Annotated in this window: 21 protein-coding genes; 9 read left to right on the forward strand and 12 right to left on the reverse strand. The window is 45.5% G+C overall.

What is annotated here, in order from left to right:
* The first annotated feature begins 29 nt into the window (after positions 1-29).
* Both MSG38_RS04470 and MSG38_RS04475 read left to right on the forward strand, forming a co-directional pair.
* The gene (locus tag MSG38_RS04470; protein WP_248401138.1) at positions 30-3,065 is read left to right on the forward strand and encodes an FAD-binding and (Fe-S)-binding domain-containing protein; all 3,036 of its coding nucleotides are present in this window, start codon (positions 30-32) and stop codon (positions 3,063-3,065) included.
* A gap of 66 nt (positions 3,066-3,131) precedes the next feature.
* Positions 3,132-3,593 (forward strand): isoprenylcysteine carboxylmethyltransferase family protein, encoded by a 462-nt coding sequence (locus MSG38_RS04475; RefSeq protein ID WP_248369245.1) that lies wholly within the window; start codon positions 3,132-3,134, stop codon positions 3,591-3,593.
* A gap of 131 nt (positions 3,594-3,724) precedes the next feature.
* On the opposite strand, the gene MSG38_RS04480 is transcribed toward MSG38_RS04475, so the two are convergent.
* The 6 genes from MSG38_RS04480 to hutC all read right to left on the reverse strand — a co-directional run bounded on the left by MSG38_RS04480 (position 3,725) and on the right by hutC (position 11,101).
* Positions 3,725-4,450 (reverse strand): DUF3581 domain-containing protein, encoded by a 726-nt coding sequence (locus MSG38_RS04480; RefSeq protein WP_081231220.1) that lies wholly within the window; start codon positions 4,448-4,450, stop codon positions 3,725-3,727.
* Between the two features lie 226 nt (positions 4,451-4,676).
* Positions 4,677-6,209 (reverse strand): histidine ammonia-lyase, encoded by a 1,533-nt coding sequence (gene hutH / locus MSG38_RS04485; RefSeq protein WP_060982475.1) that lies wholly within the window; start codon positions 6,207-6,209, stop codon positions 4,677-4,679.
* Between the two features lie 14 nt (positions 6,210-6,223).
* Positions 6,224-7,918 carry a urocanate hydratase gene (hutU, locus tag MSG38_RS04490; RefSeq protein WP_019821879.1) on the reverse strand — a complete coding sequence of 565 codons (1,695 nt, stop codon included), beginning with the start codon at positions 7,916-7,918 and terminating at the stop codon, positions 6,224-6,226.
* A gap of 90 nt (positions 7,919-8,008) precedes the next feature.
* Positions 8,009-9,037, reverse strand: coding sequence for a formimidoylglutamase (gene hutG, locus MSG38_RS04495; protein WP_248369251.1), 1,029 nt, complete (start codon positions 9,035-9,037; stop codon positions 8,009-8,011).
* Positions 9,024-10,274 (reverse strand): imidazolonepropionase, encoded by a 1,251-nt coding sequence (hutI, locus tag MSG38_RS04500; RefSeq protein WP_248401140.1) that lies wholly within the window; start codon positions 10,272-10,274, stop codon positions 9,024-9,026. The genes hutG and hutI overlap by 14 nt, the downstream gene beginning before the upstream one ends.
* Positions 10,275-10,387: 113 nt before the next feature.
* On the reverse strand, positions 10,388-11,101 hold the full coding sequence (hutC, locus tag MSG38_RS04505; protein ID WP_061038947.1) for a histidine utilization repressor: 714 nt from the start codon (positions 11,099-11,101) through the stop codon (positions 10,388-10,390).
* 446 nt (positions 11,102-11,547) lie between these two features.
* Between hutC and MSG38_RS04510 the strand changes: the two genes are divergently transcribed.
* Positions 11,548-12,291, forward strand: coding sequence for a sporulation protein (locus MSG38_RS04510; protein ID WP_248401142.1), 744 nt, complete (start codon positions 11,548-11,550; stop codon positions 12,289-12,291).
* Between the two features lie 114 nt (positions 12,292-12,405).
* On the opposite strand, the gene MSG38_RS04515 is transcribed toward MSG38_RS04510, so the two are convergent.
* A complete protein-coding gene (locus MSG38_RS04515; protein WP_248401144.1) occupies positions 12,406-13,329 on the reverse strand; it encodes a DUF3187 family protein in 924 nt (307 codons plus the stop codon).
* 455 nt (positions 13,330-13,784) lie between these two features.
* Here MSG38_RS04515 and thrS point away from each other — a divergent pair, with 455 nt between their 5' ends.
* The 6 genes from thrS to MSG38_RS04545 all read left to right on the forward strand — a co-directional run bounded on the left by thrS (position 13,785) and on the right by MSG38_RS04545 (position 18,061).
* Complete coding sequence (thrS, locus tag MSG38_RS04520) at positions 13,785-15,713, forward strand: threonine--tRNA ligase (RefSeq protein WP_016768282.1); 1,929 nt, start codon at positions 13,785-13,787, stop codon at positions 15,711-15,713.
* Between the two features lie 2 nt (positions 15,714-15,715).
* A complete protein-coding gene (infC, locus tag MSG38_RS04525) occupies positions 15,716-16,267 on the forward strand; it encodes a translation initiation factor IF-3 (protein WP_076654893.1) in 552 nt (183 codons plus the stop codon).
* 104 nt (positions 16,268-16,371) lie between these two features.
* On the forward strand, positions 16,372-16,566 hold the full coding sequence (gene rpmI / locus MSG38_RS04530) for a 50S ribosomal protein L35 (protein WP_004738430.1): 195 nt from the start codon (positions 16,372-16,374) through the stop codon (positions 16,564-16,566).
* 42 nt (positions 16,567-16,608) lie between these two features.
* Positions 16,609-16,962 (forward strand): 50S ribosomal protein L20, encoded by a 354-nt coding sequence (gene rplT, locus MSG38_RS04535; protein ID WP_004733517.1) that lies wholly within the window; start codon positions 16,609-16,611, stop codon positions 16,960-16,962.
* Positions 16,963-17,228: 266 nt separating this feature from the next.
* Complete coding sequence (gene yqfB / locus MSG38_RS04540) at positions 17,229-17,543, forward strand: N(4)-acetylcytidine aminohydrolase (protein ID WP_004733516.1); 315 nt, start codon at positions 17,229-17,231, stop codon at positions 17,541-17,543.
* 68 nt (positions 17,544-17,611) lie between these two features.
* Positions 17,612-18,061, forward strand: a complete 450-nt coding sequence (locus MSG38_RS04545) for a hypothetical protein (RefSeq protein ID WP_248401146.1) — start codon at positions 17,612-17,614, stop codon at positions 18,059-18,061.
* Between the two features lie 149 nt (positions 18,062-18,210).
* On the opposite strand, the gene MSG38_RS04550 is transcribed toward MSG38_RS04545, so the two are convergent.
* From MSG38_RS04550 to MSG38_RS04570, 5 genes are all read right to left on the reverse strand, one after another.
* Positions 18,211-19,449, reverse strand: a complete 1,239-nt coding sequence (locus MSG38_RS04550) for a leucine-rich repeat-containing protein kinase family protein (RefSeq protein WP_059020557.1) — start codon at positions 19,447-19,449, stop codon at positions 18,211-18,213.
* A 115-nt stretch (positions 19,450-19,564) separates the two neighbouring features.
* Positions 19,565-21,139, reverse strand: a complete 1,575-nt coding sequence (locus MSG38_RS04555) for an ATP-binding cassette domain-containing protein (protein WP_248401148.1) — start codon at positions 21,137-21,139, stop codon at positions 19,565-19,567.
* Positions 21,140-21,651: 512 nt separating this feature from the next.
* Positions 21,652-22,230 carry a TetR/AcrR family transcriptional regulator gene (locus MSG38_RS04560; protein ID WP_048607093.1) on the reverse strand — a complete coding sequence of 193 codons (579 nt, stop codon included), beginning with the start codon at positions 22,228-22,230 and terminating at the stop codon, positions 21,652-21,654.
* The gene (locus MSG38_RS04565) at positions 22,227-23,663 is read right to left on the reverse strand and encodes a coniferyl aldehyde dehydrogenase (protein ID WP_248401150.1); all 1,437 of its coding nucleotides are present in this window, start codon (positions 23,661-23,663) and stop codon (positions 22,227-22,229) included. Before MSG38_RS04565 ends, MSG38_RS04560 begins: the two co-directional genes overlap by 4 nt.
* A gap of 188 nt (positions 23,664-23,851) precedes the next feature.
* Entirely contained in the window at positions 23,852-24,556 is a 705-nt protein-coding gene (locus tag MSG38_RS04570) for a class I SAM-dependent methyltransferase (RefSeq protein WP_248401152.1), read from the reverse strand.
* Between the last annotated feature and the right edge of the window lie 405 nt (positions 24,557-24,961).

The following is a 24,961-nucleotide window of genomic DNA, read 5'->3' on the forward strand; positions in this document are numbered from 1 at the left end:
AGGATCAGCGAAGTAGGGGCAGGAAGCAAATGTTACCAAGACTTCAACTCAATGCTGATGTCGATCCAGTTGTCGTACGCTTTTTAGATGAACTAAAAACAGCGGGCTTTACTGGCGACATTGAATCTCAATATTCTAGCCGTTTGGCTGTGGCGACTGATAACAGTGTCTATCAGCAATTGCCGCAGGCGGTCATCCTTCCTAAAACAACGCAAGACGTTGTGCTTATCGGTAAAGTGGTTTCTAAATCCGCTTACGAACGCGTGACTTTTTCCCCTCGTGGCGGTGGTACCGGTACCAACGGACAATCTTTAACAAAAGGTGTTGTGGTTGACCTATCACGATACATGAATAAGGTTCTTGAGATTAATGAGAAAGAAGGCTGGGTAAGAGTTCAGTCTGGTGTCGTTAAAGATCAATTGAACGACGCTGTTCGCCCTTATGGTTACTTTTTCTCTCCAGACCTTTCTACCAGTAACCGAGCAACTTTAGGTGGCATGATCAATACCGATGCTTCGGGTCAAGGGTCATTGAAGTACGGTAAAACCTCAGACCATGTATTGTCGCTGCAAGCGGTGTTCGCAGATGGTTCATGTCTAGAATCTGATTTATCACACGGCTTACCCGTTGAGGGTGAATTCGCTCACCATGCACTTGCTGTGACTGAGGCGGTTTGTCGAGACAAGCGCGCTCAAATCTTAGATAAATTCCCTCCGCTGAATCGCTTCTTAACAGGCTATGACCTAAAGAATGCAATCAACGAACAAGATGACAGCTTTGACCTAACTCGCGTTCTATGTGGTGCTGAAGGTTCTTTAGCATTCATCACGGAAGCAAAGTTAAACCTAACCAAGATTCCAAAAGCGCGGACACTGGTTAACGTCAAATACAACACGTTTGATTCTGCGCTGCGTAATGCGCCGTTCATGGTGGAAGCGAAAGCTCTGTCTGTTGAAACGGTGGATTCAAGAGTATTGAACCTAGCGAAGCAAGACATCGTTTGGCACACCGTGAGCGACCTGCTGACCGATGTTCCTAACAAAGAGATGCTTGGCATCAACATGGTTGAGTTTGCAGGCCAAGATGAAGCGGAAGTTGAACAGCAAGTTCAAGCGCTGACTGCACGCCTTGAAACCATGGTTGAAAGCGAAGAAGCCGGCGTGATTGGTTTCCAAGTTTGTAGCGATTTGGCGAGCATTGGCCGAATCTACAACATGCGTAAGAAAGCGGTGGGTTTATTGGGTGCGGCGAAAGGCCGAGCTAAGCCCGTCGCTTTTGCTGAAGATACTTGTGTACCACCAGAAAACCTCGCGGACTTTATCTCTGAATTTAGAGTGTTACTCGATTCAAAAGAGTTGAATTACGGCATGTTTGGTCACGTGGATGCAGGCGTACTGCACGTTCGTCCAGCATTGGATCTGTGTGACCCTATGCAAGAAGCATTGATGCATGAAGTCTCTGATGAAGTGGTTAAGCTGGTGGCGAAATACGGCGGCTTGATGTGGGGTGAACACGGTAAAGGCTTCCGTTCTGAGTATGGTCCTGACTTCTTTGGTGAAGAGCTGTTTACCGAATTAAGACGTGTGAAAGCGGCATTCGACCCGCACAACAAGATGAACCCCGGCAAGATCTGTACGCCTTTAGAAAGTGACGCTGAATTGGTGAAAGTCACCGATACCAAGCGTGGTTTTTACGACCGTCAGATCGACGTACAAGTTCGTGACAGCTTCAAGCAAGCAATGGAATGTAACGGCAACGGCTTGTGTTTCAACTACGACACGAGCTCGCCAATGTGTCCTTCAATGAAAGTTACGGCTGACCGACGTCACTCACCAAAAGGCCGCGCAGGCTTGGTAAGAGAGTGGTTGCGTCAACTGACTGAACAAGGCGTTGATATTCTCGACCTTGAGCAAGAAGCGTTGAAAGACAACACACCCGTTAAGACTATGATTGAGCGTGTTCGAAATACGATGAACAAACGCCATGAGTACGATTTCTCGCATGAAGTTCATGAAGCGATGAACGGTTGTTTGGCGTGTAAAGCGTGTGCGAGTCAATGTCCGATTAAAGTCGATGTACCAAGTTTCCGTTCTCGATTCTTAAACATCTACTACTCGCGTTACCAGCGCCCAGCAAAAGACTATTTAGTTGCCAACATTGAAACCATGCTGCCGCTGATGGCGAAAGCGCCAAAAGTAGTGAACGCTGCATTGGGTCAAAAGTGGATCCAAACGGCAACAGCTAAAACGGTCGGTTATGTTGATGCACCGTTGATGTCGGTGCCGACGCTAAAAAATCGTCTAGCGAGTAAAGAGCTGCAACTCTTCGACTTACAGTACTTAGAAGGCTTGTCTTCTGAGCAGAAGAAACAGCATGTGCTGATCGTTCAAGACCCGTTTACCAGCTTCTATGATGCTGAGGTGATTGAAGACTTCGTCACTCTGGCTCAAAAGCTTGGCAAAACACCGGTACTGCTGCCGTTCAAACCGAATGGTAAAGCGCTACACATCAAGGGCTTCTTAAATCGATTTGCACGTGAGGCGAAATCGACGTCTGATTTCTTGTCGATGGTGGCGGATATCGGTATTCCTTTGGTGGGTGTTGATCCTGCTCTTGTGCTTTGTTACCGCGATGAATATGTCGAGATCTTAGGTGACAAGCGCGGCGACTTTGATGTGCTTACCGTGCATGAATGGTTAATGCCATTGTTAGGTGAGTTCGAAGCGCGTTCAGCAAGTGAAGAAATGTGGTACTTGTTTGCTCACTGTACTGAGAAGACCAAAATGCCGAACGCTGAAAAAGAGTGGGGCACTATCTTCAAACACTTTGGTGCGGCGTTAACCAGCGTTCCTGTCGGTTGTTGTGGTATGGCGGGTACTTTCGGCCACGAAGTCGATAAGCTGCAAATGTCGAAAGATATATACGGTTTAAGCTGGAAGCCTCAAATGCAGGACTTACCAAAAGATCGTTGCTTGGTGACGGGCTATTCTTGCCGTAGCCAAGTGAAGCGTTTTGAAGGTGAGAAGCTTGCTCACCCATTACAGGCGCTAGCAAAAATTCTCTAATACATTTAGCCCAGCAATTGCTGGGCTTTTTTCTAAACTAACAAAGGAATGTTAATAAGGAAAAGTATGAAATTTCTAGAATTAAAAGTACCACCCGTTGCACTGTTCATTATTGTATTTGTAGCATCATACTTCTGCGCTCAGCAGTTGAGCCAAGGGACACTGGCATTACCTTATGGAGTGGTTGTGTTAGGTATCGGAGTCGCATTGAGTGGTGTGATTGGAATATCCGGCATATTGGAATTTCGAAAACAGAAAACCACCGTTAACCCGATCAAAGTCGAAACCGCTTCAGCCGTCGTGGACAGTGGAATTTTTGGCTACACGCGAAACCCAATGTACCTAGGGTTGTTCATCCTGCTATTTTGCTTTGGCTACTTTTTCCAGAATATCTTCAGTGTACTACTTAGCTTTGGCTTCGTAATCTACATGAATTACTTCCAAATCAAACCCGAAGAGCGAGCACTAGAACAATTATTCGGTGCGGAATATGTTGATTACAAACAAAAGGTTAGACGCTGGATTTAGTGATGATTTGAGTGCAGGCTTTAGTGGCTTAGTAACCGAAATAAAAAAGCCCAGCTTGAGGATATCAAGCTGGGCTTTATTGATCTTATTCTAGAGCTATTTACATCAAGTGGTGTAAATCATAATGCTGATTAAGCAGCGGCTGCGAACTGAGCTAGAAACATTTCTTTGCGCTCGTTGAAGCGGTTTACTAGGTCGTCTACAGAAGCTTGGTCATATGGCTTAAGGCCACTTGCTACCATGCGCTTCACGCCTTTACCTACTACTTCGCCGTCTTCTTTGAAATCGAAGTTCAGGGTCACGATGCCACGTTTGCCTTCAACATCAAAAGTCGCGCCAGAGAATTCAACTTCTGGGTGAGACAGGTCTAGGCGAGTAAATTCAACTTCCATGCTCTCGTAAATCACAAGAGGACGTTGGCAGTTGATCATCATTTTTTGTTCTTCCATAAGAGGAACCATGATGTGCGGGAAGTTCATGCCAGAGAACTTAACGTAGTTTGTTACTACGTGCTCGATGAATGCTTGGTCGTGGCTCTTTTCACCTTCACAAGACATGTGTAGGTACTCTTTGCCTTTTTCGTCAACCAGTGAGCTTTCTTTCTCACATTTGTTGTCAACGCTTAGTGCAATACCGTTACCCACCATACCTGAAAAATCAAAACGCATTTTTTGGCTGATGCCTTCTTTCTGCAGAAGAACTGCAAACAAAAGGTCGCCAGGCACGCAGAAGCGCTTGTTGTCTTCATCGTGAATTGGGTTGAAGTCAGCGGCTACTTTTTTAGCAAAGTGGCTAGCTTGTTCACGAGTGAATTGAAATTGATTGTCTTCAGTAGAAAAGTAAGGTGTCAGAAACATAGTATCGCTATTAGTCATCAAATCTGGGGTGGATTATAGCTAACTAACTTCGCTCTAATGGTCTATCCAGTTAACTTTGCTTATATATCAATCGATTAGATGAATACGTTGGATGGTATGTGACGATTTTAAGGGGAATATGGTCTTTGGCTCAATGCAACAAGGGCTAACCAATAGCCCTTGTTTATATAACACTCTAATGGGTGTTGTTCAGATTGTTTCTCTCTTAAAAGCTACACAGAATACCTTCTGGCATTAGGTGATTGTGCACTGATAATTTGAGCAATAGGTTCGCTTGCTCGATATCTGGTGAGAAGTAACGGTCTTTGTCGTAGAAGCTCACTTTTTCACGCAGAATTTGTTTTGCTTCTTCTACTCGAGGTGACGATAGGTTTGGCGCTCGGAAGTCCAGGCCTTGTGCTGCTGCTAAGTATTCAACGGCCAAGATGCCACGGGTGTTTTCTGCCATGTCACGCAGTCGACGACCCGCAAAGGTTGCCATAGATACATGATCTTCTTGGTTTGCCGATGTTGGAAGGCTGTCTACTGATGCTGGGTGTGCCAGTGTTTTATTCTCGCTTGCCAGAGCAGCAGACGTTACTTGAGCAATCATAAAGCCTGAGTTAACGCCGCCGTTATCGACCAAGAAAGGTGGAAGTTTGCTTAGTGCGCTATCAATCAGTAGTGCCATTCTTCGTTCAGAAAGGCTACCAATTTCTGCAATCGCAAGTGCTAGGTTATCCGCTGCCATTGCCACAGGTTCTGCGTGGAAGTTACCACCTGAAATAATGTCGCCGTCTTCAGCAAATACCAATGGGTTGTCCGATACCGAGTTCGCTTCAACGTTTAATGTTTCTGCTGAATTACGAATTTGCTGTAAACAGGCACCCATCACTTGAGGCTGACAACGTAGCGAGTAAGGGTCTTGAACCTTTTCACAGCAAGTGTGTGATTCACCAATCTCACTCTTTTGATCAAGCATATGGCGATAAGCAAGCGCGGCATCCATTTGACCACGATGACCACGAACGCGGTGAATTCGAGGGTCAAACGGGCGACGACTACCCAGTGCGGCTTCAACAGACATTGCACCACACACAGTCGCAGACGCGAACAAGTCTTCTGCTGCGAACAGACCTTCTAATGCAAAGGCAGTCGATGCTTGTGTGCCGTTTAACAGCGCTAAGCCTTCTTTCGGCGCAAGTGTGATTGGTTCAAGACCTGCGATCTGCATTGCTTCTAAGCCAGTGATGAGCTTGCCGTTGTGGCGTGCTTGGCCTTCACCTAGCAAAACGGTACTCATGTGGGCGAGGGGAGCAAGATCTCCAGATGCGCCTACTGATCCTTTTTGTGGAACACACGGGTAAACCTGTGCGTTCACAAGATCGATAAGAGCATTAATCACTTTGAGGCGGATACCCGAGTAACCGCGAGACAAGCTGTTAATCTTCAATACCATCATCAAACGCACGGTTTCATCAGACATAAATTTGCCAATGCCCGCTGCGTGAGAAAGTACGATACTTTTCTGTAGAACTTCGAGGTCTTCAGGGGCGATTTTGGTATTTGCTAGTAAGCCAAAACCCGTGTTGATGCCATACACAGTGCGGTCTTCAGCAATCACTTGCTCGACAACCTGCATGCTCGCTTCAATATCAGGGATTGCTGCAGGATCCAGCGATAGGTTCACAGGGCTACGGCTGATTTTACGCAGTTCAGATAAGCCTAGTAGTCCTGGCTTAAGTAATAAATTCAACATGTTCTCTCCAGACATTAAAGGCGACGAAGTTCTTCGTTTAGCATAGGTAAATCAAGCTTTTGCTCTTTAGCACACTGCTTGGCAATATCGTAACCTGCATCAGCATGACGCATTACGCCGGTTGCTGGATCATTGTGAAGTACACGAGCAATACGCTGTGATGCATCTTCACTACCGTCACAACAAATCACCATGCCTGAGTGTTGCGAGAAGCCCATGCCAACGCCACCACCGTGGTGCAAAGAAACCCAAGTTGCGCCGCCAGCTGTGTTCAGAAGGGCATTCAATAGAGGCCAATCTGATACAGCATCTGATCCATCCATCATGCCTTCTGTTTCGCGGTTCGGGCTTGCTACTGAGCCTGAATCTAGGTGGTCTCGACCGATAACAACCGGAGCTTTCAGTTCGCCATTTTTAACCATTTCATTGAATGCTTGGCCTAAACGTTCGCGATCTTTCAAGCCAACCCAACAAATACGAGCGGGTAAGCCTTGGAACTGAATGCGTTCACGCGCCATATCTAGCCAGTTGTGTAGATGTGGGTTATCTGGAATCAGTTCTTTTACTTTTTGGTCTGTTTTGTAGATGTCTTCTGGGTCGCCAGATAGGGCAGCCCAACGGAACGGACCGACGCCTTCACAAAATAAAGGTCGTATATATGCGGGAACGAAGCCTGGGAAATCAAATGCGTTTTCCACACCTTCTTCCAGTGCCATTTGGCGAATGTTGTTGCCGTAATCTACGGTTGCAGCACCACGGTACTGAAGATCTAGCATTGCTTGAACTTGAATCGCCATCGATTGTTTAGCGGCTTTCACCACTTTTGCTTCATCAATGGTGCGCTCTTGTGCGGCTTTCTCCATCGTCCAACCTTGCGGCAAGTAGCCGTTCAGAGGATCGTGGGCAGATGTTTGGTCGGTCACCACGTCAGGCGTGATATTACGTTCAACAAGCTCTGGGAATACGTCTGCGGCGTTACCTAATAAGCCAACAGAGATTGGCGTGCCTGACTCTTTAATCATTGCCATCGCTTCATCTAAGCTGGTGGCTTTTTTGTCTACATAGCCAGTACGTAAGCGGTAGTCGATTCGTGATTCATCACACTCCACGGCGATCATTGAGAAGCCAGCCATCGTTGCAGCAAGAGGTTGAGCACCGCCCATGCCACCAAGACCACCCGTTAGAACCCATTTACCGTTCGCTTCACCTTGGAAGTGCTTCTTCGCAATCGCGACAAAGGTTTCGTAAGTACCTTGAACGATGCCTTGAGAGCCAATGTAAATCCAGCTGCCTGCTGTCATTTGGCCGTACATCATCAAGCCTTCTTTATCGAGCTCGTTGAAGTGTTCCCAGTTCGCCCAATGTGGAACAAGGTTCGAGTTAGCGATCAGAACGCGAGGTGCGTTTTTATGAGTCGGGAACACGCCTACAGGTTTACCTGATTGAACAAGTAACGTTTGGTCGTCCTCTAAACGCTCCAATACTTCCACAATCTTGTCATAACATTTCCAATCACGCGCAGCGCGACCAATACCGCCATAAACAACCAGTGCATGCGGGTGTTCTGCCACATCAGGGTCTAGGTTGTTCATCAGCATACGCAGCGGTGCTTCTGTTAACCAAGATTTAGCGCGCAAAGTGGTGCCATGAGGTGCGCGAATTTCGCGAGTCGTGTCGAGACGAGGGTCACTGTTGTGGTGTTCCGTCATTTTGGAATTCCTTCTGTTTCACGTTATATCGTTGTAGTTGTAGTTGTAGTTGTAGTTGTAGTTGTAGTTGTAGTTATCGGTATAGCTGGATTAGTCGCTGGCCATTGCACTGGCTATATCCCAACATAAACGAGCTGCCAATCGAGCCGTTTGGCCATCAACGTCATAGTCTGGGTTGTATTCCGCAATGTCCGCGATAATGAGTTTTTCACTGTGTTGGAAAATCTGTTCTAGAAAAGGAGCGAGCGCTTCATAGCTCACGCCTCTTGCCGCTGGTGCACTGACGCCCGGCGCAGTAGTTGCGGGGAAAACATCGAGGTCGATAGTAAGATAGAGGTAATCACACTCAGCGATGAATTGTTGCAACTTAACCAGTTGATCGACTTGATTCACTTGAGTCATGTTGCGGTCGTGTTCATACCACACGCCCAGTTGGTCAGCTTTGTGAAACAGCGCTTTGGTATTACTAGCCGCGCTAACGCCAAGACAAGCGTAATGAAACGGCCATTGATGTATGTGGCAGTAATCACTTATCTGGTTAAAAGGCGTGCCTGAGCTCGGTTTAACATCGGCGATGTCGCTTTCAAATTCACGAAGATCAAAGTGAGCATCAAAGTTGACGATGCCGATCTTAGGTTTGTGTTCTGATTGAATGTTATCTAGGTGCTCAGCGAGACCTTGAAAAGATGCCCAAGCCACTTCGTGACCACCGCCAAGGGTAATCACTTTGTTAGTTGATAGAGCATTGGCAATCACAGATGCACACTGTTTTTGGCTTACTTCTAATTGATCGTCATTGCATTCGATATCACCGAGATCGGCGATGCGTGCGTCACTATGCCAAGCCATATTCGCCAACGCTTGGCGTATCAAGTTAGGTGCTTGTTTCGCGCCTACGCGTCCTTTGTTTCTTGCAACACCGGCATCGCTGGCAAAGCCAACCAAGGCGATAGCGCTGTCAGTCAGCTCGTCACTTAAGCCACTACTTTGTACTTGCTTGGTAATGTGATGAACGCGAGTACCGAGTGCGCCATCTTCAAGATCATTACGCCCTGTCCACACAAAGTTATGCATGGTTGTTGCGTTCTCTTGGATACCGTTGGATTTAGATTGAGTCATGACACACCTCGCCATTAACAATGCGTTTATGCAGATGAGGAACACCGACTTGATAGCTTAGATCGGCAGGGTGGTCGATGTTCCAGATAGCCAAATCTGCGGCATAACCGATTTCGACTTTGCCTTTGGTTTGTGACTCACCAATGGCAGCGGCAGCGTTACAAGTTACACCGCGTAGCGCTTCTTCAGGCGTCGTACCAAACAGGGTGCAGCTCATGTTCATCATCAGCGTTAAGTCAGCAAAAGGGGAGGTGCCGGGGTTTAGGTCGGTCGCGATCGCCATTGGGATTTTGTGTTCACGAAGTAAAGCAACAGGTGGCTGTTGAGTCTCTTTCAAGAAGTAGAAAGCACCGGGTAATAAGGTGGCGACTGTGCCTGATTCTGCCAGTGCTTTTACTCCGGTCTCATCAAGATATTCAACATGGTCGACAGAGAGTGCACCGTATTTAGCTGCAAGTGTGCTGCCACCCATATTTGAAAGTTGTTCAGTGTGGCCTTTAATCGCTAGCCCATGTGCTTTGGCAGCTGCAAAGACATGTTCGGTTTGTTCTAGGTTGAAGCCGATAGATTCGCAAAACACGTCAACGGCATCGGCGAGCCCTTGCTCTGCAGCTTTAGGAATGATCTCTTGGCAAACCAGATCTATGTAACGATCTGGTTGTTCTTTGTATTCTGGCGGTACTGCGTGTGCTGCAAGGAGAGTGGTGGTGATCTTAATTCGGCGATGATTCTCTAACGCTTTGGCTGCACGTAACATCTTGAGCTCATCTTCAAGCGTTAAACCATAGCCAGATTTTACTTCGATGCTGGTTACGCCACTTCTTAGTAGGCCATCAAGTCTAGGTAGTGCCATTTCAACCAGCTCAGATTCTTTCGCTGCGCGGGTCGCGGTTACTGTCGCTAAAATACCACCGCCTTGCTTGGCGATGTCGGTGTAAGAGACACCATTCAAACGCTGCTCAAACTCGTTGGCGCGATTACCTGCAAATACGAGATGTGTGTGGCAATCAATCAGCCCCGGGGTAACAAGTTTGTTCTTGCAATCATAGGTAATGTAATCCGCAGAGCTATCAGTGCTCGGTAGTTCTACCTCAGAAGTATGTACTTCGTGGTTTGAACAAGAGATAGACACGATCTTACCGTCTTCGATAACGATATCTTGAGGGGAAGAGGGCTGATAACCGTCGGCTCCCGAGCTCATGGAGACCACTCGTGCGTTTTTGAGGATCAAATTCATAATAACCTAGATCTTTGCTAAACATTAAATGTATATACAAATAAATAGGCTAAACGCTGACCCGAATCAAGTTGATGTTGCAAAAATGTGATCGGCGATCGGGATGATGTTCTTTAATCTAGAAGTATCTTGGAGCTTAATTTGTACTTAGAGCCAGGATGGTAGAGCAATGCAAAGCTGATGAGGCGTTCTTTGCTCCATGTTCTTCTATTCAAAAGAAGGCAAGGCTCTGATTCAGATAGCTTTAGTGACGTTCTGATTTGAGAGTCTGGAATAATGGCTTCAACCGTGTGCTCGATAGCACTTAACGGGCAGCTTTTTGAAAGGTATTCATTAGGGGTGGAAGTTGAAAAATCTTGCTCTAGGTATTTTGGAGCGGCTTGAGAATTCACCCAACGCGCTTCCAATTGTATTGGCGTGTTGTCAGCAAAGTGGATGATTTCACTATAGAACACCTCTGCGTTAATCATCACACCTAACCGTGTAGCCGTGCTTTCATCAGCCTTGATGCTATCGTGCTTGATAACTTGGCTAGTATACGTTTGGTCTCGGTCTTTGATCTCTTGCGCGATGTTGTTGATATCAAGCAGCGGAGATTGCGCTTTTTCGTCGGGTTCACAAACAAAAGTGCCCAGCCTTGGCTTCCTAATGAGCTTACCTTCAGACACAAGATCGCGAATGGCTTTATTGACTGTCATTCTACTCACATTGAACTGCTCGGTGAGTTCAAGTTCGGTGGTGATTTGATAACCCACCGGCCAGTGACCATTGGTAATTTTGTCATCTATGAACTGTTTTATCTGAAGGTAGAGCGGCGCTTTCGACATAATGAAACCTTATTTGACTATACAAATAGAGTAACGGATTTTTTAACGATTTCAACATTTCCTCGGGCAATGTGATTTTATTCAACATAGATGGGGCAAATTGCTTGATTCTGTGAGGTAAGTGTCGCAAATTGTCACGCAGTAATGGTTAGGGCATGTTGATCTTTCGAGCTGGTTTTTGCAGCGAGTTGCTGGGTATTTATACAAGGCAGAGGCTTTGATGTGTAGCTAGCCTACATGAGAAGCCGATAACGTAGTAGAAATGACCAGCAAACGCTGCCCGAAGGGTTCGGCTAAAAGCGTTTTACTCTTTGTTGAGGGAGATTTGCTTAGAATGCTAGGCTACTTCTCCCTCGCCGCGATTAAAACGCTTTTATCTCGAACAAAATTCAACCACGAAAGGTCAACACGCCCTAGTTAATCAAATAATTAGAAAGGGAAATAATATGTTTAAGAAATTAAAGGCCTCGTTGGGCATTGGTGCAGCAAAGGTTGATACCGTCTTAGATAATATTGAAGTTTTCCAAGGTGGAGAGTTGTCTGGCAATGTTCACATTGTTGGTGGCGACGTTGAGCAACAAATCGACCTGATTAACTTGGTTCTCAACACAGAAGTAAAAGTCGAAACGGAAGACAGCACCAGCTACGAAACTTTTTCACTGGGTCGTATTCAAGCCGTAGAGCCTTTTGTGATCCAACCGGGTGAAACCAAATTGGTGCCATTCCGTCTCAAGTTAAATGATGAAACGCCAGTCACCGCGTTGAACGCACAAATGAACCAATGCCATGTATGGGTCGAAACTAACCTAGACATCGGCTTCGCGATTGATCCTAAAGACCGTGATTTCATTTCCGTTCATCCACTGCCAACAGTCGCTAAAATTATCCAAGGTGTGGAAGCATCGGGTATGGCAATGGTGAAAGCGGACGTAGAGAAGGGCTTCTTAAAAGGCAGCAGCTTTGCTTCTCGCTCTGGCTGTTACCAAGAGATTGAATTTCGCAGCGGCGGCTTTATGAATAACAAAGAGATCGAGCTGTCATTCATCGTTGAAGGTTCAATGGTTCACTGCCTAGCAGAAATCGACCGCTCAATGAGCTTCCGTGGCGACCAATACATCTCATTCAGCTTGCCAGCTAACGCTGCCGACTCAGACATCCGCAACGCTGTATCAAGAATCATGAGTGCGTAGTTACCTCTCTGTTAGTAGCTGCTCTGTCTATTAATAGAGACAATTCGATTTCTAAAGTCGAACTTAACCGTTCGGCTTTTTTGATTCTATTCTCTGTCCAGTCCTGAAATGGGTTTACCACTGGTGCCGATAGGCCAATTGAAAAGCAACATCGGTGGAGTTATCCAAGTTGAAGATGTTCTCGATTATGGAGATCTCAACTGCTGAGCGTTGCATGAGATAGCGATAGCCAAACATCATTTCATTCGCGGCTTCTGAAAACTCAGTGTCACCATCTTCTGCGCCTTCATACCAACGGTATTCGAGGTGTAACTCATGGTTTTCAAATAGTGTGAGTTGATAGCCGCCCATCCATGACCATGTTGTCTTCTTATGTGAAAAGCTATTCTCCGCTTCTCTACTGGACTGATTCGCTAACCCTAAGCTTGTATAGAAGGTATTGATGTCGAGTTGGTATGCATAATTGAGTTGAGCGCTTTGTTCGGTGCTGTTTCCCTTAAATGCACCGTGGCTGACGTTGTTGTGATAAAGGGATACACCAAAAGATAATCCATGGTTCTCTTTATCTATGATCTGATATTGGGTGTAGAGCGTGAAAGCGCTAGTCAATGTGTCGCCGGAGAAGTCTCGATTATTGACGCCATGGTCTGGTGCATAGATGTCGAATTGGTGTCTATCTTTCTGGTCTCGACCTGCTTGGTCGATGCTAAATAGGTCGTGAAAGTTAATGGTGATTTTGTCGAGATGATTATTGGCGGCGTATAACCAGCGGTAATTGAGCTCTACTTGCCAAGCTGTGGTCAATTGCCATCGGAGGCCTGTTTGAAGTTGGTTTTGATAATAATCTAAGTGATAGTCGTGGGCGTGGGCCCAGATACTCGCGGCAGTTAAGGCTGTAAACACTTCAACCTTATTCTCTTCAAGAGGGAAGCCTGAACGGAGCGATGGGGTGAGACGAACCGACTGCAGTGGTGCTTGGGTATAACTGATTAAGGGGCCGTAATCTTTGTTGGCCCATGCGTTTGGCGCAGAAAACATGGCGGCTATTATTAGCGGTAAAGGTCGTATGAGCGATATACAAGTAGCCCGTTTCTCCATATGCACCTCATCTGCATTCCATTGCTTCTATATAGCTTAGTTCTAAATAACTAGTTTGTAAGAGATAAGTTGCATGAGCGAACTCGGAACAAGTAGGGTGCAGTTGTTTAGTTGATGCAGCTTGGTAATTACTGGAGAGCAGGTAAGTCATCACAAGCATAGTTAACCTTATTCAATGAAGCCGTTCGAGAGCTTGCGGGTTCGCTCTGTCATTGTCATTTCATATAATTTCGTTACAATGTTCGGCTACTCACAAGTGGGGCATCTGTATTTGCTTCTATGTGGGTATATTTATTATGCATATATCCCCAATCAGCGTACTCGTTGATTGAAAGACATATATTAAACATTTTCATGTGTTGCTTGGTGTGCAACACCACTGTAAAGGACAAATAATGCCAATTATTACTCTTCCTGACGGTAGTCAGCGTCAATTTGACAACCCTGTATCAACTCTAGATGTTGCCCTATCAATCGGTCCTGGTCTTGCGAAAGCAACCATTGCTGGTCGTGTAGACGGCGAGCGTGTTGATGCTTGTGATCTTATCGAAAACGATGCAAGCCTTGAAATCATCACAGCTAAAGATGAAGTTGATGGCCTTGAGATCGTTCGTCACTCTTGTGCTCACCTTTTAGGCCACGCGGTTAAGCAGCTTTTTCCAGAAGCGAAAATGGCGATCGGTCCTACTATCGATAACGGTTTCTACTACGATATCGACCTTGAGCATTCTCTAACGCAAGAAGATCTAGAAAAGATCGAAAAGCGTATGAAAGAGCTAGCGAAGACCAAGTACCAGGTTGTTAAGAAGAAAGTTAGCTGGCAGGAAGCGCGCGACGCATTCGAAGCTCGCGGCGAGACTTACAAGATTGAAATCTTGGACGAGAACGTTTCTAAAGACGATCGTCCAGGCCTGTACCATCACGAAGAATACATCGATATGTGTCGTGGTCCACACGTGCCTAACATGAGCTTCTGCCAGCACTTCACTCTACTTAACGTAGCGGGTGCATACTGGCGTGGTAACAGTGACAACAAGATGCTTCAACGTATCTACGGCACTGCATTCCACGACAAGAAGGCACTTAAAGCTCACCTTGTGCGTCTAGAAGAAGCGGCTAAACGTGACCACCGTAAAATCGGTAAAGCGCTTGACCTATTCCACATGCAGCAAGAAGCACCAGGCATGGTGTTCTGGCACCACAACGGTTGGACTATCTTCCGTGAGCTAGAAGTATTTATTCGTCAAAAACTGACTGAGTACGATTACCAAGAAGTTAAAGGCCCATTAATGATGGACCGTGTTCTTTGGGAACGCTCTGGTCACTGGGATAAGTACGCTGAAGCGATGTTCACTACTTCTTCAGAGAACCGTGAATACGCTATCAAGCCAATGAACTGTCCTGGTCACGTTCAAATCTTCAACCAAGGTTTGAAATCTTACCGTGATCTACCGCTACGTATGGCTGAGTTCGGCTCATGTCACCGTAACGAGCCGTCTGGCGCACTTCACGGCATTATGCGTGTTCGTGGCTTCACTCAAGATGATGCTCACGTATTCTGTACTGAAGACCAAGTTCAACAAGAAGTTAAAGCTTGTATAGAAATGGTTTACGATACTTACACAACTTTCGGCTTCGAAAGCATCGTTGTTAAGCTATCTACTCGTCCAGAACAGCGTGTAGGTTCAGACGAAATGTGGGACCGTGCAGAGGCTGACCTTAAGCAAGCGCTAGAGGCAATGGACATTGCATACGAGATTCAAGAAGGCGAGGGTGCGTTCTACGGACCTAAGATTGAATTTACTTTGCATGATTGTTTGGACCGCGCTTGGCAATGTGGTACAGTGCAGCTCGATTTTGCATTACCAGAACGTTTAGGTGCTACTTACGTAGGTGAAGATAACGAGCGTCACACGCCAGTTATGATCCACCGCGCGATTTTAGGTTCACTAGAACGCTTCATCGGTATTCTTATTGAAGAATACGCTGGCTTCTTCCCAACGTGGTTGGCGCCAGAACAAGCAGTTGTTATGGGCATTACAGACAAACAGTCTGAATATGTACAAGAAATTACGAAAAAACTGCAAAAAAGTGGATTTAGAGTCAAAGCAGACTTGAGAAATGAGAAGATTGGCTTTAAAATCCGCGAACATACTTTGAAACGTGTACCGTTCATGCTTGTGTGTGGTGACCAAGAAATGGAAGCCGGCGAAATTGCAGTACGTACACGTAAAGGTAAGGACCTTGGCAAATTTAAAGTGGATGACTTTATTTCATACATCCAAGCCGAGGTTTCAAGCCGTAAGCTCAATCTGGAGGAATAGCTATTAAAGGCGGAAGACGTGGCCAACAACCGGCCAAACAAAACCAGCACCGTTTAAACGGTGACATTCGTGGCGTTCGTGAAGTGCGTCTAACTGGCGCAGACGGCGAAGCTGTTGGTGTAGTATCAATCGCTGAAGCGATGGAAGCTGCAAATGAAGCTGGTATGGATCTTGTAGAGATCAGCCCTAACGCCGAGCCGCCAGTTTGTCGTGTGATGGACTACGGTAAGTTCCTCTTCGAGAAGAGCAAAGCTGCGAAAGAGCAGAAGAAGAAGCAAAAGCAGGTTCAGATCAAGGAAATTAAATTCCGACCTGGAACTGATATTGGAGACTATCAGGTAAAACTACGCAACCTGACTGGTTTCCTAGAAGACGGCAACAAAGTGAAGGTAACAATTCGCTTCCGTGGCCGCGAAATGGCTCACCAAGAAATCGGTGTTGACGTTCTTAATCGTTTGAAAGCGGATACTGAAGAATTTGCAGTAGTCGAATCTTTCCCAACGAGAATTGAAGGTCGCCAGATGATCATGGTGTTGGCCCCTAAAAAGAAGTAATTAACGGCTTTGCAAGTAATTGAACCCTGCAGCCTCAGGTTGCGGGGTTTTATTCGCCCTAATTACTATGTTATTAACAACTCAACAATGCGGAGTTATTCATCATGCCTAAGATGAAAACCAACAAAGGTGCTGCTAAGCGTTTCCAGAAAACTGCTGGTGGTATTAAGTTTAAGCACGCTGGTAAACGTCACATCCTGACTAAGCGTACTACTAAGAACAAGCGTCAGCTACGTCCGAACTCGATCCTTCCTAAATGTGAAGTTGCTCAAGTTCTACGTATGATGCCATACGCTTAATTCTTTTTAGTTTATAAATTCGTTTAGTTTAGGAGAAGCATAATGCCTCGCGTAAAACGTGGTGTACAAGCTCGTGCACGTCATAAGAAAGTTCTAAAACAAGCTAAAGGTTACTACGGAGCACGTTCACGTGTTTACCGCGTAGCTTTCCAAGCAGTTACCAAAGCTGGTCAATACGCTTACCGTGACCGTCGCAACAAGAAACGTCAATTCCGTCAACTTTGGATTGCACGTATCAACGCGGCATCTCGTCAAAATGGTCTATCTTACAGCCGTTTCATCAATGGCCTTAAGAAAGCATCTATCGAGATCGACCGTAAGATTCTTGCTGACATCGCAGTATTCGACAAAGCAGCATTTGCTGTTCTAGTTGAAAAAGCGAAAGCATCTCTATAATTTAGAGTTAGCTTAAAGGTTTAAGAAAAGGAGAACTTCGGTTCTCCTTTTTTATTGCCTGTAATTTGGCTTTGCCATATTCTCTCGCCTCTCGCCTCTCGCCTCTCGCCTCTCGCCTCTCGCCTCTCGCCTCTCGCCTCTCGCCTCTCGCCTCTCGCATCTCGCCTCTCGCATCTCGCCTCTCGCACCTAATTTTTATTCGCTTGGACACGCATTCTGGTATATAAACATCTACCTAACCTTTAAATGTTAAGCGACCGAAATAAATGACCGCACCGACCACTATGACGTTCTTCGAACGTTTTGAAACTGACATCCTTTCTGGCAAGAAGACGATTACTATTCGCGATGAATCTGAACGTGACTACCAGCCAGGTAGTGTTGTGGAAGTATCGACGCTAGAGCAAGGCCGTGTGTTCTGTAATCTTAAGATCATCAGCGTTGAACCAATCCTATTTGATGACTTAGGTGAGTTCCATGCTCAGCAAGAGAACATGACGCTGCAAGTACTGAAAGACGTGATTCAAGATATCTATCCAGGTATCTCTCAGCTGTATGTTGTTTCTTACGAGCTTGTGTAGCCCGCTTTAAATAGAATTGGTTGATCAATACCGCGTCTAACGCAGAGCAATGAGAAAGGGAAGTCACAATGAGTGAATTACAGAGCGAAACAGTTCAGCAAATTCTGCTTCAACTTTATTGTCGTGAGCAAAATGAGCAGCCGTTAATCTCTAGAACTGATCTCGACATTGCTCTTTATGATAGCGAAGGCTTTCTAGCGTGGCGTGACACAAAGCGTAACTTTACTGTCAGTGATATCGAGAATCGAGTTTGGGTGAAGAGCTGCCCCGGCGGTTACATCACTGAAGTGCACTTCAATGCTGACGGTTCTTTGATTGAATATCGTTTGTTCGACCGATTTGAAACGACAGGGCAGTGGCAACTAAAAGATGGGTTGTTACACGTCGAGATTTTGAAGGGCGAGAATCGCTACCAGTTTGCTGTTGTGGCTCGTGCTGATCTCAACATTCACTCTGCGGTGGAATATAAAAATGGTGAGCTGCATTCGTATTTGAAATTGGTGCAGGCTGAGCGTTAATCCCTTTTAGCCAACCTTGCTTGTCCATTAAAATCAGTGATGTTCCAAGAACAACAAAGCCAACAGTGATGTTGGCTTTGTTGTTTTCAATTCGACCGAGTACTTCTAATCAACGCGCTATTAAGCTATTAAGCTATTAAGTTAAGCCATTAAGCTTTGAAGTTCGCTAGTTGAGTATAAAGCTCGCTGTCTTGATCTTGTTTTGTACAAATCGTTAGTAGGTCTTCAATAAAGTACTTCAATGCACGTGCTTCAATTCGACGAATGCCTTGTTGCTGCTCTTCAGTTAGGTAGCCGTAGATAGTCGCAGCGCCAAAGTCACCAAAGATCATCTGACCTTGTTCATTAACCAAAGTGTTGTGAGCGTATAGATCACCATGACAGACCTTGTTGGCATGAAGGTGTTCAAACACATCAATCATCTGTTCTGTAATGCTATTGATCTGAGCAATTGAAAGCTCGAAGCCTTCATTGAACGTATCGCGAGTACAGCTTTCAAGAGTAGGAGGTAAGCCTAGGTTGTAATAGTTGCTTGGGATAAGCTCCATCACCAGCGCGAGATAGTCTTGTTCATCTACTTGAGCTATCGACTTCACTAGGTTGCTATGATGACCAGCCTGCAAACAAGCTTCGAGCTCATCGTGTGGGTAACCGTCGCTTGTTACCTCGCCTTTAAATACTTTTACAGCGACTTCCTGCGGGAAATCAAAATCGCCGTTCAACCAGTTAGCATGTGAAATTACGCCAGACGCACCCTGACCAAGTACTTGATTTAGTGAGTAGCATTGCGAGCTTACAGCAGACACGCTATCTAAGCTGCTAGGGTGTTTGCAAAACGGGTTACCCGCAAATGCTAACCAAGCAAGTTTTGGTAGCTTAATAAGGAACTCAGGGAATTCAGTAAGTTGGTTTGCAGACAGGCGAACCAGTTCAAGGTTGGATAGGTTTTCCATGCTTTCTGGTAACACGCGAATCTTGTTACCCGCCAATGCCAGTTTCTGTAGTCGTGGTCTTTCACCTAGTGAGCTAGGCAGAGCCTCAATCTCATTGTCGGTCAGGATTAACCAACGTAGTTGAGTCGGCAGAGACTGCTCGCTAACGGTTTTGATTTGGTTGGTTTTGAAGCCAACCATTTCGAGCTTAGGAAGTGACCCCAGAACATCAGGCAGGTGCGTAAACAGGTTATTCGACGCAAAGATAATACGCAGATTGGTAAGCTGTGATAACTCGGCTGGTAGGTCTGACAGCTGATTGCCTGAAAGGTCTAGGATCTCAAGAGAATCTGCAAGCTCTATGATTTCTAGAGGAAACTCGGTGAGACCTTCTGACAGCTTTAAGCGTTTAATACCTTTGAGTTGCCCTGATTTTAATTGTTCTAGAGTATGCAAACCTTAGCCTTATGAATAGATGTTCGAGGCGCGTAGTTTACTTGTCTCAATCAAGAAAGGCGAGTATCCGGAAGAATACTCGCCTAACTAAACTAAGTGAACGAATTTACGAAGGTTAAAGCTGTATATGGTTTTGGTTAACGCCGACCTCCTCAACAAAATCGCTATCATGACTGACCAAGATGAATGCACCCTGGTATTCACGCAGAGCCGAAGCCAATATTTGCTTTGAGTCTATGTCCAAGTGATTGTCTGGTTCATCAAGTAGAAGAAGTGGGGCATCCTGTTTATGGCTGACGATCAACATCGCTAGCTTCATTTTCTCGCCACCACTGAGGTGAGCGACTTTTCGATATACCGAGTCTCGCCTGAATCCAATTCCCGCTAGCAGGGTTCGCGCGTCGCTCTCTGCTAATCCAAAGCTGTGCGTCATTAAGCTATCGAACATCGTATCGTTGGTGTCTAACAGTCCAAAGTGTTGATCTAAATAGACGGTCGCCCCCAAGCGCTTAATCGAGCCTTTATAATTGGCGTGTTGACCGTGAATCGCTTTTAACAGTGTCGACTTTCCACACCCGTTAGCACCGGTTAGATAACACCGTTCCCCTTGTGATAAAGAGAAACTGATTGGCGCACGAGAGCCGTAAATAAGGCGGCAGTTTTCAACGGTTAACAAAGAGCTCTTTTTACTGCTTTTACTTTGTTGTAGATACAAAGCTTGTGGTTTCAGCCGTTCTTTTTGTTCTTTAAGCGACTGAAGTTTATGTTGGTTTTGGTCAATGAGATTCCTTTGGCTTGTCGCAGACGCGGCTTGGCTTTGTCCTGCTTTATCTTTCATCGCATCCAATAAGATCTTGGGTTGGCTACCTGACTTTCTGAGTCGGTTTCCCTGAGATTCTCGCTGCTGTGCCTTTTCCTTGTTGGCTTGAGCTTGACGCTCGAGTCGTTTCTTTTCAGACTTATGATGCGCAACCTGTTTCTCTAGCGCTTCGCTTTGGCTAGACACTTGTTTGAAGTAATCATCATAATTTCCTTTATAGAAACGCACACCCAAGCTGTTGAGGTGGTAGATCCCCTCCATTTGTCTCAATAAGCTTCGATCATGGCTGACGACAAGTACCTTACCTTCAAACAACTGGCATTGTTCTAGTAGCCAATTGCGTCCATCGTTATCTAAATGGTTCGAAGGCTCATCGAGGATCAGTATGTCGTTATTTGATACGAACAGCTGATGAAGCTGTAGCAAGGCGAGTTGTCCACCACTCAAAGAGCAACAGGGCGTGTTCAAATCACTAGTGATCTTTAATGCACCTAGCAACTGCTGGGTACGTGTCTCTAGATCCCAATCATCGCCAATGATATTGAAGTGCTGCAATTCACAGCTACCTTGTTCTATGGCGCTTAATGCTTCCAACTTTTCGGTGAGCCCTAAGAAGTCAGCGATGGTGATGTTGGCATCCAGTAGCTTTGATGGTAACTGAGAGTAAAAGCCGATTGAACCTTGGCGCGAAACACTGCCTGTTGTGGGCTGTATTTGTCCAACGAGCAATGAAAGCAACAATGATTTTCCAGCCCCATTTCTTCCGACTAGGCCGGTGAGGCGAGTGCTCAAATTAAAGGTGATCTCTTTGAATAACCACTCACCAGTATCGAGTTGGAATGAGAGATTATTGGCTAATATAGTAGGCATAGAAATACCTCCCTTTACGTGTAAACGAGTAAAAGGGGTGAGGCGCTTTTTCTATATAGAACCCTACACAGAATTCTATGTATAGATCGCCAAAGACGTTACTTAGGTAGCGTACCAATCAAAGATAGGAAATAGAGTGCTGATCTGATTTCTGTCTTTAAGGTGCTGATCTTAAAGATGTAGCTTGTCAAAAAACGGATCTTTAAGAGCTTGATTTGTCGCGAAAATAGATGACGAAGTAACGCCCACTAACCCCGAGTGTCCAAATGATTTTTAAAAAATAAATCGGATGTCAGGATGTTAGTACTTCATTATGGCGTTATTCTCTTTTGAAATGATGGTGGGATGGTACTGAAAGAACGTACTCTGAGTCAATATGCTGAGGTGATTAAATTGTGTTCAAATAATTAAAGCGCCTGTGTGGCGCTTTAGTGATCATTATTGGAAATAAGTTGAGTCTAGAACTTATATCTTTGGGTTTAGAGCTTAGAGCCTTGGGCTTAAAGCTAAAGCTACTTGGTTTGCCCACCAACGGCGCGCCAACACATATCAAAGCTATCGTTGATGTACTTCGATGTTTGCTCTGGTGGAGACTCGCTTTGTTCAATCAGCCAGTTTGCACAAATTAGAAAGTGGCTATGGATGAAGTGTCTAACAAGGTTAATGTCCAACACCATCAATTCACCATCTTCTTGCCCTTTCAAAATGATCTCGTCTAGCGATGCGAACATCTGTGAAACAATCACTTCTCGAGTTTGAGTCGTTGGGTCGAAATGAACATTGGTAAAGAACTTCATCGCAACCGGATTCTCTAATGCCCATTCAATTCCTGTGATCCACATGAACTTAAAGGCTTGGTAGCGATCTTCTACTGCCACATCAGTGTGCGGTTGAAGGGTCGAGAATAGCTCTAGCTTCAGCTCGCGAAACAGCTCATCAATCAATAGAGATTTGTTCTCGAAGTGGTGAAACAACGTCGCTTTTGCCACACCGGCTGTTTTCGCTATTTGTCCGGTAGATGTGCCCTCTAGCCCTTGTTGAGAGAAAAGCAGGAGTGCAGCATCTAGGATTTTTTGTCTTTTGGTGATCATCTATTGAGTACTTTGAACATCAGTTTCTTGATTGGGTTGTTGTAAGGAGGATGCATCAACTTGGTGAAGTTGATTTTTCCTCTTCTTAGAACGGTTTTGGCATGGCTAAAGGTCTTGAAGCCTTCAATGCCATGATAGTGTCCCATGCCTGAAGGGCCGATGCCACCGAACGGCGCGTCTTCTGCAGCCACATGAACCAAAGAATCATTAATACACACGCCGCCAGAGTGCGTGTCTGATAAAAACTTGTCTTGGGTTTCTTTATTATGGCTCATTAGGTACAGAGCCAGTGGGCGTTCTCTCTCTGTGATGTAGCTGATTGCTTCTTCGATGGAATCATAAGGCACGATAGGCAGAACAGGACCAAACAGCTCTTCTTGCATTGCAACCATGTCGTCGTTCACTTCAGTTAGAAGGTGTGGCGTCATTCTGTGGTTTACATCGTCTTGTGCTTGTTCGGTGACGGTGTGAATAACCGCGCCTTTGGCTTGTGCGTCTTCAATGACACCTTTCAAGCGATTGTATTGGCGCATGTTGATCACTGAGGTTAAGTCTTTGCTCTCAATACCGGCTTTATAAAGCTTCTTGAAATAACGCTTATAAGCTGTGATGAACTCGTCCGTTTTTTCTCGCGGCAATAAGATGTAATCAGGCGCTACACATATTTGGCCAGCGTTTAAGCTCTTGGCAAACAGGATACGTTCAACAGCGTCCGCCACATCAAAGTCGGGAGCAATAATCGTTGGAGATTTGCCGCCTAATTCCAAAGTTACTGGCGTTAAGTTGTTAGCCGCTGCTCTCATGACGTGTTTACCCACAGCGGTTGAGCCTGTGAAAAGGATATGGTCAAACGGCAGTTGGCTAAATTTAGCGGAAACGTCAGCTTCGCCTTCGATAATAGCGACCTGATCTTCACTAAAGCCTTCAGCCAACATCGCTTTTAAAACTTGGTTGGTCGCTGGAGTAAACTCCGACATCTTGAGCATCGCCGTGTTGCCCGCTGCTAACGCTGTGATCAGAGGGCCTAAAGAGAGCATGACTGGGAAGTTCCATGGAACAATGATACCCACAACGCCCACTGGCTGATAATGAACCGTGATCTTTGCTGGCGTTAGCATCAAACCAGCTTTGCGGCGTGATGGCTTCAACCACTTCTTAAGGTTCTTCACACTGTAATTTATTTGATGAAGAGAAGGGGTGATATCAGCAATCAAGCTGTCGTGCTTTGCTCGATGGCCATAATCTTCAGATACTGCCTCAATCAACTGCTCTTGATAGCGCATTAACAACGCTTTTAGTACTGAGAGATCTTTTTTTCTCTGCTCAAGCGTAGGATTAACATTATTGCGGTAGTGATCTTTTTGTCGGTTGAACATGTGATCCATGTCGTTGGTGCTCGACGTGTTTGGTTCAAGGTCTAGATTATGGCTCATAGTATCCCCTAAATTCGAAGGCTGACCGATTGGTTGGTCAGTTAAAATTACAAGAAGATCGAACCGAATACAAGATATGTGCGAGAAAAGTTTATTTTTTGTTCAGTTAAGCGGATACTGAGTTGAGATAATTAGGAAGATAAAAGTGCCTTTGACGCAATCAAAGACACACGCGATTTGCTTGCGGGCTAGGCAGACACTTTTTCGCAACGCATAAAGATGAAGTTAACGTTTTTCGATAGGCGCTCGTACGTTTCTTCAGAGATGGCCTTGGCCTTCTCGTCGATTGTGCCTTCAGTGATTTGTGAAATCAGCAAGCCCGATTGGCTGACAGCTTGGCAAAGCTCGGTTAATGAACGGCGGTAGAAGCTTACCTGAACGGGTGTGCCGACCGTGTTCCACTCTTCTTGAATGAATTCGCGCTCAAAGTAGTTACCTGAAAGAGTGCATTCAAAATCCGCAAAAGGGTGGTGAGTGGAAAACACGATGTAGCCGCCTGGTTTCAAAACACGATACACATCATCAAAGACAGGTTTTAGATCTTCAATGTAATGCAGCACCAACGGGCATACGATGACATCAGCGCTGTTATCGGCCTCTTTGGGTAAACCCAGAGCTGCATTTTGTGCGTATGCGGTCACATTGGGAATTTGTTTTCCGTTCACTAGGTCAACCATATCTTGAGACAGGTCGGTACACGTGACTTTGTTTGCACCTTGGTCAATAAACCATTGCGCGTAAATACCTGAGCCACAGCCAAGGTCGACAATGTCGAGCCCTTGAACATCGTCTAGTAAGGCTATGGTTGATGGGCGTTCTAATAGGGCATTATAAATATTATCGCGAGCAGCAGAGTCGTATTGCTTTGCGTAGGTCGTGTACATTTCAGACATGATTTAACACTCATCAATAGGTATGAGGTAACAGGATACAAGCTGTGTTGGTGATAGCGAGAGTTCAGATTGTGAAGTGCTTATATTTGTCACAACTCTGACTTAACCTCACTCAATTTACTAAAAATCTTATGGTTCCTGCACATTTTTTCTCCCTAATTTAATGTGAGAAATTGCTTTATATTTAATGCGCTTCAGCCTGTTTTTTACCCTAAAACCTTGTAATTCCTTACCTGTCACTTTAAGTCGATCTGTCGATAAAAAAACGTAATCGTCACCACAAATATCAATGGTTGGACTCGCTCTTAATAATATCGGTTAATGCAGCCAACAAATCGTTTTTGAACGCTTTTTGTTGGGTTATACCTCGCTATTCCAAAGAGGTATCTTCTGTCGATGGCCCTA

Origin of the sequence: Vibrio sp. 1CM24A (assembly GCF_023161725.1) — a bacterium.
Classification (GTDB): Bacteria; Pseudomonadota; Gammaproteobacteria; order Enterobacterales; family Vibrionaceae; genus Vibrio; species Vibrio coralliirubri.